General features: G+C 70.9%; 8 protein-coding genes and 1 pseudogene. 4 read left to right on the top strand and 5 right to left on the bottom strand.

The window, feature by feature from the left end; all coding sequences use genetic code 11:
- Window positions 1-1,136: molecular chaperone DnaK (gene dnaK / locus ACJ6WD_RS36610; protein ID WP_407617384.1), on the bottom strand; the 1,136-nt coding region annotated here is incomplete at its 3' end.
- Between the two features lie 164 nt (window positions 1,137-1,300).
- Here dnaK and ACJ6WD_RS36605 point away from each other — a divergent pair.
- Both ACJ6WD_RS36605 and ACJ6WD_RS36600 read left to right on the top strand, forming a co-directional pair.
- A pseudogene (locus ACJ6WD_RS36605) lies at window positions 1,301-2,032 on the top strand (erythromycin esterase family protein); the annotation flags it as partial.
- A 146-nt stretch (window positions 2,033-2,178) separates the two neighbouring features.
- Entirely contained in the window at window positions 2,179-2,940 is a 762-nt protein-coding gene (locus ACJ6WD_RS36600; RefSeq protein ID WP_407617383.1) for a DUF72 domain-containing protein, read from the top strand.
- A 295-nt stretch (window positions 2,941-3,235) separates the two neighbouring features.
- Here the strand turns inward: ACJ6WD_RS36600 and ACJ6WD_RS36595 are convergent, their stop codons facing one another.
- Together ACJ6WD_RS36595 and ACJ6WD_RS36590 are read right to left on the bottom strand one after the other, a co-directional pair.
- The gene (locus ACJ6WD_RS36595) at window positions 3,236-4,009 is read right to left on the bottom strand and encodes a recombinase family protein (protein ID WP_376447816.1); all 774 of its coding nucleotides are present in this window, start codon (window positions 4,007-4,009) and stop codon (window positions 3,236-3,238) included.
- Between the two features lie 182 nt (window positions 4,010-4,191).
- On the bottom strand, window positions 4,192-5,391 hold the full coding sequence (locus ACJ6WD_RS36590) for an FAD-dependent monooxygenase (RefSeq protein ID WP_376447817.1): 1,200 nt from the start codon (window positions 5,389-5,391) through the stop codon (window positions 4,192-4,194).
- A 98-nt stretch (window positions 5,392-5,489) separates the two neighbouring features.
- Between ACJ6WD_RS36590 and ACJ6WD_RS36585 the strand changes: the two genes are divergently transcribed.
- Entirely contained in the window at window positions 5,490-6,206 is a 717-nt protein-coding gene (locus ACJ6WD_RS36585) for a TetR/AcrR family transcriptional regulator (protein ID WP_331247524.1), read from the top strand.
- Between the two features lie 103 nt (window positions 6,207-6,309).
- On the opposite strand, the gene ACJ6WD_RS36580 is transcribed toward ACJ6WD_RS36585, so the two are convergent.
- Window positions 6,310-6,972, bottom strand: a complete 663-nt coding sequence (locus tag ACJ6WD_RS36580) for a DUF4158 domain-containing protein (RefSeq protein ID WP_407617385.1) — start codon at window positions 6,970-6,972, stop codon at window positions 6,310-6,312.
- Between the two features lie 875 nt (window positions 6,973-7,847).
- Window positions 7,848-8,171, bottom strand: a complete 324-nt coding sequence (locus ACJ6WD_RS36575) for a putative quinol monooxygenase (protein ID WP_407617382.1) — start codon at window positions 8,169-8,171, stop codon at window positions 7,848-7,850.
- Window positions 8,172-8,371: 200 nt separating this feature from the next.
- On the opposite strand from ACJ6WD_RS36575, the gene ACJ6WD_RS36570 reads away from it, so the two are divergent.
- Window positions 8,372-10,078, top strand: a complete 1,707-nt coding sequence (locus ACJ6WD_RS36570) for a CocE/NonD family hydrolase (protein WP_407617381.1) — start codon at window positions 8,372-8,374, stop codon at window positions 10,076-10,078.
- Window positions 10,079-10,092 lie beyond the last annotated feature (14 nt).

Raw genomic sequence — 10,092 nt, 5'->3', positions numbered from 1 at the left:
GTCTCGATGCCGAGGGACAGCGGGGTGACGTCCAGCAGGAGGACGTCCTTGACCTCGCCCTTGAGGACACCGGCCTGGAGGCTGGCGCCGATCGCGACGACCTCGTCCGGGTTGACGCCCTTGTGCGGGTCCTTGCCGGTCAGCTGCTTGACCAGTTCGGTCACCGCCGGCATCCGGGTCGAACCGCCCACCAGGATCACGTGGTTGATGTCGGACAGCTTGACGCCGGCGTCCTTGACCGCGTTGTGGAACGGCGCCTTGCACCGCTCCAGCAGGTCCGCGGTCAGCTGCTCGAACTGGGCGCGGGTGAGCTTCTCGTCGAGGTGCAGCGGACCCTCGGGCGACGCGCTCAGGTACGGCAGGTTGATCGTCGTCTCGGTGGCCGCCGACAGCTCGATCTTCGCCTTCTCCGCGGCCTCGCGCAGCCGTTGGGTGGCCATCTTGTCCTGGGCCAGGTCGATGCCGTACGCGTTCTTGAACTGCTTGGTGAGGTGGTCGACGACCCGCTGGTCCCAGTCGTCCCCGCCCAGGTGCGTGTCACCGTTGGTGGCCTTCACCTCCACCACGCCTTCGCCGATCTCCAACAGCGACACGTCGAAGGTGCCCCCGCCGAGGTCGAAGACCAAGATGGTCTGGTCGTTCTCCTTGTCCAGGCCGTAGGCGAGGGCGGCGGCGGTCGGTTCGTTGACGATCCGCAGGACCTTCAGCCCCGCGATCTCCCCGGCCTCCTTCGTCGCGGTGCGCTGCGCGTCGTTGAAGTACGCCGGCACGGTGACCACCGCGTCGGTGACGTCCTCGCCCAGGTAGGTCTCGGCGTCCCGTTTGAGCTTCTGCAACACCCGCGCGGAGATCTCCTGCGCGGTGTAGCGCTTGCCGTCGATGTCGCCGCTCTCTGGGAAGCGCCACTGCGCGTCCCCCATGTGGCGCTTGACCGAACGGCAGGTGCGGTCGACGTTGGTCACGGCCTGGCGCTTGGCGATCTCGCCGACCAGGACCTCCCCGCCCTTGGCGAAGGCGACCACCGACGGCGTGGTCCGGGTTCCCTCGGCGTTGGTGATGACCGTCGGCTCACCGCCCTCCAGCACGCTGACCACCGAATTCGTCGTCCCGAGGTCGATACCGACTGCTCGTGCCATGGTCCACTCCTCGTCTCGCGGCCCGATCCGGGGCGACGGCGCGGTGCGGGCCCACACGGCCGGGACAGCGCCCGACCACCACCCGCACACCGCCTCTCACCTGCTGATACGGCGACCAAGCCGGCTACATCATCTGCATAGAACGTGCCCCGACACATGTCAAGATGCACCTTTTATTCCGGATCTTCCCCATGGTGGCGGGGGAGCGGTGCCCGCGGCGGAAATCCGGCTGCGCGGCCGTCGCGGCCGGTGTTGCGTTCCGCCGCATGGCGAGGCACAACCTGACCCCCGCGCCCCACCAGCTCGCCGCCTGGTTCCGCGCCCACACCACCACCCTGACCACGCTCGAACCCCACGACGACGGCTTCCTGCACTGGCTGCGCCACCACAACCGCACCGGCCGCCACCCCGTGCGCTTCGCCGGCCTCGACCTGCCCGAGGCCGGCGGCGCCCTGCGGCCGGCCTTGGACCCGCTGCGCGACTACCTGGCCGAGATCGCCCCCGACGCGTTGCCGCTGCTCGACACCGCGCTGGAGATCAGCGACCGGTTCCTGGCCGGCATCGGCTCCGGCGCCGCGGCCGCGCCCGCCTGGGCCCGCCTCGCACCGGCCGAGCAGGACGCGCTCACCGCCACCCTCGCCCGCCTCCTGCTCCGGCTGCGCGCCGAGGAACCGCGGTACGCGGCCCGCGGCGGCCAGGAGCGCTGCGACGTCGCCCGCCGCCGACTGGAGGCCGCCTGCCACACCGACGCCCTGTTCCGGGCCGTGCACGCCCTGCAATCCGGACGGGGCGACGCGGGCGACCTCGCGATCCGGGAGAGCTTCCTGGCCGAGTCGGTGCACTGGCACCTGGCGCGCGGCGCGCCAGGCACCCGCCTCGTCGTCGTCGCGCACAACAACCACATCCAGAAGACCCGGATCGACTTCGGCGGCCCGCTCACCACGCTCCCCATGGGCCCCCGGGGCGGGCGACGACCCGGCGCCGGGGGCCACTGGTGCGCGCCGACCGGTACACCGCGCCCCGGACCGGGGACGCATCCCGTATGCCCCTCCACCTCGGCACCTCAGGCTGGCAGTACCGTGACTGGCGCGGCGTCCTCTACCCCTCGGACGTGCCGCAGCGCCGCTGGCTGGAGGAGTACGCCCGGCACTTCGCCACCGTCGAGAGCAACGCCGCCTTCTACCGGTTGCCCGAGGCCACGACGTTCGCCGACTGGCGGGACCGCACGCCGGCCGACTTCGTCATGGCCGTCAAGGCCAGCCGCTACCTCACCCACGTCAAACGCCTCCGCGACCCGCAGGAACCGGTCCGGCGACTGATGACCCGCGCCGTGCACCTCGGCCCCCGCCTCGGCCCCGTCCTGCTGCAACTGCCCCCCACCCTGCGCGCGGACGCCGCCCTGCTGGACACCTGCCTGGGCTGCTTCCCCACCGGAACCCGGGTCGCCGTCGAACCGCGCCACGCCTCGTGGTGGACCGAGGAGATCCGCACGGTACTGGAGCGTCGCGGCGCCGCACTGTGCTGGGCGGACCGCGGCTCCCGGCCGGTGACGCCCCTGTGGCGGACCACCGACTGGGGTTACCTCCGCTTCCACGAAGGCGCCGCGGCCCCCTGGCCGCACTACGGACGCCAGGCACTCGACGCCTGGGTGCACCGGATCGCCGCCGCCTGGCCGGACCGGGCCGACGTCTACGCGTACTTCAACAACGACCCGGACGGGGCCGCCGTCCTCGACGCCGCCCGCTTCGCCCGCACGGCCACCGCAGCGGGCCGCACCGTGACCCGCACGCCGCCGGAGCGGTAGCCGGCCGCCGGGCGTCCCCCGCGGCGGCCCTGGGCACGTACTCCCATCGGTAGGCTCGCAAACCGTGCCCGACCTCCGCCAGAAGCCGTCCCCCGCCACCGCCGTCGCGGACAAGCGCGGACTGCTCGACCACGGAGACGGTGTGGCCCCCACCGACATGCGGACGGGCAGTTGCTGTACCCCTCGGAGGGAGTCCTTGCCACCACGACGGAGCGAGGCACCTGGGTCGGGTATCGCCGAGATACGGGTCAAAGGGGCAATGAATTGATCTTGAAGCCCCGTTGAGCGTCCGGGCTCACCCTGTGCCGTCAACGTCCTCGGCGAGGATGCGGTAGACGGTGGCGACCGAGGGGCGCTGGCCCTTGTTCTTGCCCGAGGTGATGACGAGTTTCTGGGCGATCTGCGGTACGGGCACGCCGTTGGCCCGCAGGCTGCGGGCGTAGTCGGCCATGTCGTCGTCGACGACCTTGGGCCGCCCGCCGTGCCGACCGCGCTCTCGGGCGGACGCCTGACCCTCCAGAGACTTCTCCCGGATGTACTCGCGCTCGGACTCCGCCATGCCGGCGAAGAACGCGAACAGGGCGGCGCCGCGGCCCAGACGCTTCATCTCGTGCACGGCGAAGATCACCCGCTGGTGGGGGACAGCCTTCTTGATGGTGCGGGCGAAGTCCATCGCCTTGGTGAACTCCGGCCGGACCTTGCTGCGGGTGCTGATCTTCTCGGAGAAAACCGGATCGCATCCGGCCTCCGCCAGGGCGTCTAGTTGGCTCTGGAGTTCTTGTTGGGCGGTGCTGCACCTCGCGTATCCCACTCTCGTGGGCTTCGTGGTGGCCTCGGGCGCTGCGGCGTCGATCGCGGGGCCCATCTCCCAGGCGCGGCCAGGGCCGCGGTCGGCGGGGGTCTTCACCTCCAACTCGGCGCGGAGCTGGGGAACGAGCGTGAAGCGGGGCGTGTGGTACTTCGGGGCGACCTTGCCGCCGCGGGTGCGGCAGGTGCTTCCGGCGGGCACCTCACACGTGGGGCAGCCGAACTGTTCGACGGCGGTGGCCGGTTCGGCGAGCTGGGGCATGTCGCAGTACGTACCGCGAGGGGCATTGTGCGAAAGCTGTTTTGCGAGAGGTTGTGAGAGCGAAGAGCGGGGGCAAACCGGACACGGTTCGGTGAGGGCCTCCGCTCTCTCAGAACTACTCATTTATGAGAGCCGCCGACCGCCCACAGCGCCGGGCCTCCCCTCACTGAAGACCACGCCAGTCACCAGCTGACGCGGCTGGGGTCGGCTGGATAGCCCGGCAGGGCCACGGTGCTGCTGACTCTCTCGCCCAGCTTGAGCATGCCGTTCAGGAACAGGGAGCGCGAGAGCAAGGTGTTGCGGAGGCGCATGCCGGTGGCGGTGGCGGGGGCGAGGAACTTCCCGGTGCGGTCGCCGCCTGCCTGGCAGCCCTTGGCGTACTTGCGGAGCCTGCTCTCGTATCGGGTGAAGGCCGTTCGGTGCTCGCCCTGGGCTTGTGCCAGCTCGCCGGCCAGTACATAGGCGGCGACCATCGCGGTTCCCGTGCCCATGCCGCCGATGGTGGCCCCGCAGGCGGCATCGCCGACGAGGCACACCCGCCGCGTGGACCAGGTGTCCACGTCCGCCCGGCTGATCGAATCGAAGTACAGGTCGGGGGCCTGATCGAGAGAGGCGAGCAGGCGGGGCACCTCCCAGCCGAGGCCGGAGAAGGCGTCGGCGATCAACTCCTTTTGCTGTTCGGGGTCGTGCCGGTCGTACGACAACTCGGGCGAGGCGAAGAGGAAGAAGGCTCCCGCCCGTGCCGGGTCCCGGTGGTCGGCGCCGACGGAGGCGAGCCGCCCCGGCGCGTTGTAGCCGACTGGACCGTTTGTGAGCCCCGGGTAGCTGTTGCTGGGCAGTTGCCATGTGGCGGCGTAGTAGCCGAGATGGCTGACGTAGTCCTGCTCCGGGCCGAAGGCGAGGCGGCGGACGTTGGAGTGCAGCCCGTCCGCCCCGATCACGAGGTCGAAGTCGCGTGAGGTGCCGCTTTGAAACTCGACCCGCACGCCGGACGCGGTCTCGGCAAGGTCGGTGATCGAGTCGCCGAAGATGTACTCGGTGTAGGGGACGCTGTGCTCGTACAGCACCCGAGCCAGGTCTTCGCGGAGGACCTCTATCTCGCCGCCGGCGAACTCGGCGGGCAGATGCAGCAGCGTCCGACCGGCCTCGTCGACGAAACGCATCGGGCTGCCGCCGGTCTGGATGCGGCGCAGTTCCGGTAGCAGTCCCATGCGCTCCAGCACGGTCAGGTGTATCTCACCGCGGAAGTCAACGGCGTGACCGCCCTTGCGCAGGGCCGGGGCGAGTTCGACGACGGTGGTGTTGAAGCCGTAGCGCCCCAGCCAGTAGGCCAGCGCCGGGCCGGCGATGCTCGCGCCGGAGATGAGGATGTTCTTGTTCAAGGGATACCTCCCACTAAATTGTGTCCGATGGACACTGATGTTTACTGTGTACCATAGACGCAGTTGAATTGCTTCGACAAGGCAGGACCGGAGGGGACGTGAGCGACGAGCACGCCGATGCGGTGCGGCTGCTGTGGGGACCGCACCCGAAGCCCGCGCGGGGCCCCAGGCCGACACTCGACTTGACCCGCATCGCGCGGGCCGGCATCGATATCGCCGACTGCAGCGGGTTGGCCGAGGTCTCCATGCAGCGGGTCGCGGCGCAACTGGGCGTCACCAAGATGGCGCTGTACCGGTACGTGCCGGGCAAGGCCGAGCTGGTCGCGCTGATGGTCGACGGTGCGATCGGCCCCTACCCGGCGGCAGGAGAGCCGCGTGGTGGCTGGCGGGAGCAGTTGGAGCACTGGGCCCGCCAGTTGCTCACTGTCTTTCGCCGACACCCCTGGGCCCTGGAGGCCACCATCGGGCCGCGGATCATGGGACCCGGGGAGTTGTCCTGGATGGAGCGTGCCGTCACCGCGCTGGACGGTACGAGGTTGAGCGGTGCGGAGCGGATGGACACCGCAGTCCTGCTGGCCAGTCACGTACGTGGCATCACCCAGCAAGCCCGCGCGGCGGGCCCCGCGGGCAACCCCGAAGCCCAGCTCGGCGCCATCCTCGGCGAGCTGATGCAGGCACACGGCGAGCAATTTCCCGCGCTCACTGCGGCCCTTGCCTCGACAGCCCAGTCCGAGGGGCAGGACCAAGCATGGGAGTTCGGCCTCCAGCGCATCCTGGACGGCTTGGCCGCACTTATCGACCGGCGCGCTCGATGACCGCGGTACCAGTCGAGTTGTCTGGCTCCTGCTCGTCGGCGACCGGCTCCCGGCCGCCGACGAGCAGCTGCTTTGTCCCGCCCTCGACGGACTGCCAGCCGCCTCAGGCAGCCTGACTGAACCCCGCGGCGGTCAGGTCCTGCTCGCGCAGCGGGGTGAAGTCGACGTCGAGATTCGGGCCGTATGCCCAGTTCTTCAACCGGTTGAACAGCGTCGTGCCAGCCGAGTCGCGTTCCTCCAGCAGCCACAGCGGCCCGGCCCTCTGAACAGGACTCATCCGGTCGTGGATGCCCTCGCGGATCGAGGCGTTCACCTCGGTACGGATCTTCGAGGCCATCTTGTCGAAGGTGGAGAACCCGGGCAGTTCCCGCCCAGCCTCCACGACCTTCTCCAGGGCGATGTTGATGAGATCCGCCGGCCGGTTCTTCGCCGCGGCCTCCTTGCGGATCGACCGCTCGACAATCCGCCGGGCCTGACCCTGGTCGTGCTTCACGCCGACCTTCTCGCGAACCAGGCCCCGGTGGTGCTTGGCAGTCCGATCCGCCCGATACAGCGGCAGCGTGCCCTCCGACAGCTCCACCTGGCGCCGGACGAACTCCACCACCTGCTCCGGCACGTCCTCCAACGCAGGGAAGCGGCCCGTGCGCTGGTACGACTTCAGCTTCAGCATCAGCATCAGCAGCAGGGCCAGCAGATGCTCGTCACCATCCCTGGCATCGGCCGCCCACTGAAGCTCGTCGCGAGTCGGTGGGAAGAACAGATGCAGCTCATGCGCGGTGATCAGCCGCTTGAACCGCGGGTACGCGGTCCGCTCGATCGAGGTCGCAACCCCGTCCCGGGCCCAGACGACGACAACATCACGACCAATGACGCAGGGCCGAACGGGTGACGGGCCGAGGTGCTCAGGGCTTCAAGATCAATTCATTGCCCCTTTGACCCGTACCTCGGCGATATCCCTGGGTCGCCCTGCCCAACCGCGTGGTGTGGACGCCGCCGGGTTGCGAGCACCGCCACCGTGCGTACGGGCGGACCGAGGGCCGGGTGGTGGAGATCGCGGGCGCGATGGGCTTCCCCCGTTGGTGGAGCCTGCTGCGCATCCAGCACGCGCTGGTCAGGTTGCTCGAGGGGGACGCGGTCATCGACACGGCCACCCGGCTGGGGGTTGGGCCAACCCCACCAGTTTCATCGAAGCGTTCACAGCGGTCGTCGGGCAGACGCCGGGGAGGTATCAGCGGGACCTCCGTGGCGGTGACGGGTGATCGCTGACGGGTGATCGGTGGCGGGGAAACCGGCGGGCGGCCTCGTCGGCTGGTGGGAACTGCTCGGTCCTGGCGGGTTTCCGGAACATCTTGTCCGTATGCCGGTGCCGCGCGGGCCTGGTCTCCCGTGGCCATGTTCATCACCGGGCTGAACTAAGTGCCGCCACGGCCACGAGGTGGTCGGGCACCCCGGGAGGGCGAGCGCGCGGCCGGTGGCGTCAACTCCTCCGGGCCGCTGCCGGCCTCCGCGTCGTGGAAGTGCTCCCCGTTCTCCTTCACCCAGGACTTCATCGATGCCGGTCGACGTGGCGGCGCAGCGGAAACGACGCAGCGGCCGGCGCCGTCCTGAGGGGCGCCGGCCGCTGCGTCGGGGGCGTGCGGGTCAGTCGATGGAGAGTTCGCCCATCGCGCTCCAGCCCCCGGCGCCGGCGATCGTGGTGCTCACGATCTCCGGCGTGCGGCGCAGCAGGGGGCGCATGGCCTCCAGGCCGGCGCGGAAGTGGTCGGAGTTGACGTGTGCCTCGCCGGCGTCGTCCTGGAACGCCTCGACCAGGACGTAGGTGTTCGGGTCCTCCAGGCTGCGCGACCACTCGAACCACAGGTTGCCCGGCTCCTCCCGGGTGGCGCGGGTGAACGCGCTGACCTTCTGGGGCCACTCCTCGACGTGTTCGGGCTTCACCGAAAACTTCACAACGATAAAGATCATCCGAACACCCTAAACCATTTACCCCATCCCTCGCATTTCGCCCCGTTGGGGCGTTCAAGTGCGCGTTGCGGTCGACGTGTTACTCGTGGGTAGTTTGGCTGATCATGATCTCGTCCGGGACGGGCGCGCCGTCCTACGCTCCCGATCACCGCACCGGACGGACGCCACCGTGGCGCCGCGGTCAGAACCCTGGAGCAGCGATGGCACGATCCCGCCGTACCGCAGGCAACCCCCTCGGCGGCCGGCACCGGCACCGCACGGCAACGTCCTTATGCGCGGCGCTGGTTGCCACGTCCCTGGCCGTGGCCGTGCCGGCCGGACCCGCCGCGGCGGCCGTGCGGCACCGGCCCGCGGCGCCCGTCGCCGGCGCGTCGGCCGCCCCCGGCTTCCGGCTCGCCGACATCCCGATGAAGGACGGCACCGTCCTCAAGGCCGACGTCTTCACCCCCGCCCCGGGCACCCCCGGCGCCGACCGCACCGGTCATTACCCGCTGGTCGTCCAGCCGGCCAGCTGGGGCCAGAACGACCTGGAGTACGTGGCGCAGGGACGGCAGTTGGCCGCCGCCGGGTACGTCGCGGTGACGTACACGGTGCGCGGGTTCTGGGGCTCCGGCGGGCGGATCGACGTCGCGGGGCCCACGGACGTGTCCGACATCTCCGCGGTGATCGACTGGTCGCTCGCCCACACCCCGGGCGACCCGCGCCGTGTCGGGATGGTGGGGCTCTCCCTGGGCGGCGGCCTGACGCTGTTGGGCGCCGCCTTCGACCCGCGGGTCAAGGCGGTCGCCTCGCTCAGCGGCTGGGCGGACCTGGCCGACTCGCTCTACAGCGGACGGACCCGGCACGTCCAGGCCGCCGGGCTGCTCGCCGCCATCCAGACGCCGACCGGCCGGCGCAGCCCGGAGTTCTCCCGGACGCTGGCCGACCTCTTCGCCGACCGTGACATGCCCCGCGTCGTCCAGTGGGCGCACACCCGGTCACCGGCCACCTACGTGGACCGCATCAACGCCCACGGCACCGCGGTCTTCCTCGCCAACGCCTGGGGCGACAGCATCTTCAACCCCGGCCAGATGGCCTCGTTCTACCAGCGGCTGACCGGGCCCAAGCGGCTCGAACTGCGCCCCGGCGACCACGCCACCCAGGAGCTGACCAGCCTGCTCGGACTGCCGAACGCCACCTGGACCAGCGCCCGTCAGTGGCTCGACCGCCACCTCAAGGGCTCCGGCGGCGCGGGAGGGGCGGACGGGGGCGTGCAGTTGACGGTCCGGCCGGGCGGTGGCGAGGAGCGCTACCCGAACTGGCGGGCCGTCAGCTCGCGGACCGAACACCTGAAGCTGGGGAGCCCGGACGCCGGCGGCACCGGGACGCTCGGCGGGCCGGCCGGGACCGACCCGGGCGGCGCCGGTTGGTGGCGGCGGGTGTCCGGCGGCACCGATTCGGGTGCCGACGGCGGCATCGCCGAACTGTCCGGAGCGCTCGACCAGGTCGTCGGCCTGCCGCCGACCGTCGTCGTCCCGCTGCTGTCCCGCAGCGCCGCCGCGGTCTGGCAGTCGACGCCGTACCGCAGCGCGCAGCACCTCCGCGGCGCCGCACGGCTGCACACCGCCGTCACCGCGTCCGCCCCGCAGGGCACCGCCTTCGCCTACCTCTACGACGTGAACGCCCTGGGCGTGGGCAAACTGATCGCGCACGCGCCGCAGAGCTGGACCGGCAAGCAGCCCGGGCGCGCCTTCCCGCTGGACGTCACGCTCTTCCCCACCGCGTACGACCTGCCCGCCGGGCACCGGTTCGCCCTGGTCGTGGACACCGCCGATCCGCTGTACGGCGGTCGCACACCGCGGGGGAGCAGCGTCGCGTTCGGGGCGCCGGCGGACGGCCCCGCCGAGTTGGCGCTGCCGGTGCGGTGACGCGGCGGGCCGCC

Origin of the sequence: Streptomyces sp. VTCC 41912 (assembly GCF_045799175.1) — a bacterium.
Lineage (GTDB): Bacteria > Actinomycetota > Actinomycetes > Streptomycetales > Streptomycetaceae > Streptomyces > Streptomyces albulus_C.
This window is presented reverse-complemented; position numbering and strand designations above follow the sequence as displayed.

Coding starts and splice junctions, on each gene's coding strand:
- ACJ6WD_RS36600 (WP_407617383.1), top strand. CDS start 2,179: ATGCCCCTCCACCTCGGCACCTCAGGCTGGCAGTACCGTGACTGGCGC.
- ACJ6WD_RS36595 (WP_376447816.1), bottom strand. CDS start 4,009: ATGCCCCAGCTCGCCGAACCGGCCACCGCCGTCGAACAGTTCGGCTGC.
- ACJ6WD_RS36575 (WP_407617382.1), bottom strand. CDS start 8,171: ATGATCTTTATCGTTGTGAAGTTTTCGGTGAAGCCCGAACACGTCGAG.
- ACJ6WD_RS36570 (WP_407617381.1), top strand. CDS start 8,372: ATGGCACGATCCCGCCGTACCGCAGGCAACCCCCTCGGCGGCCGGCAC.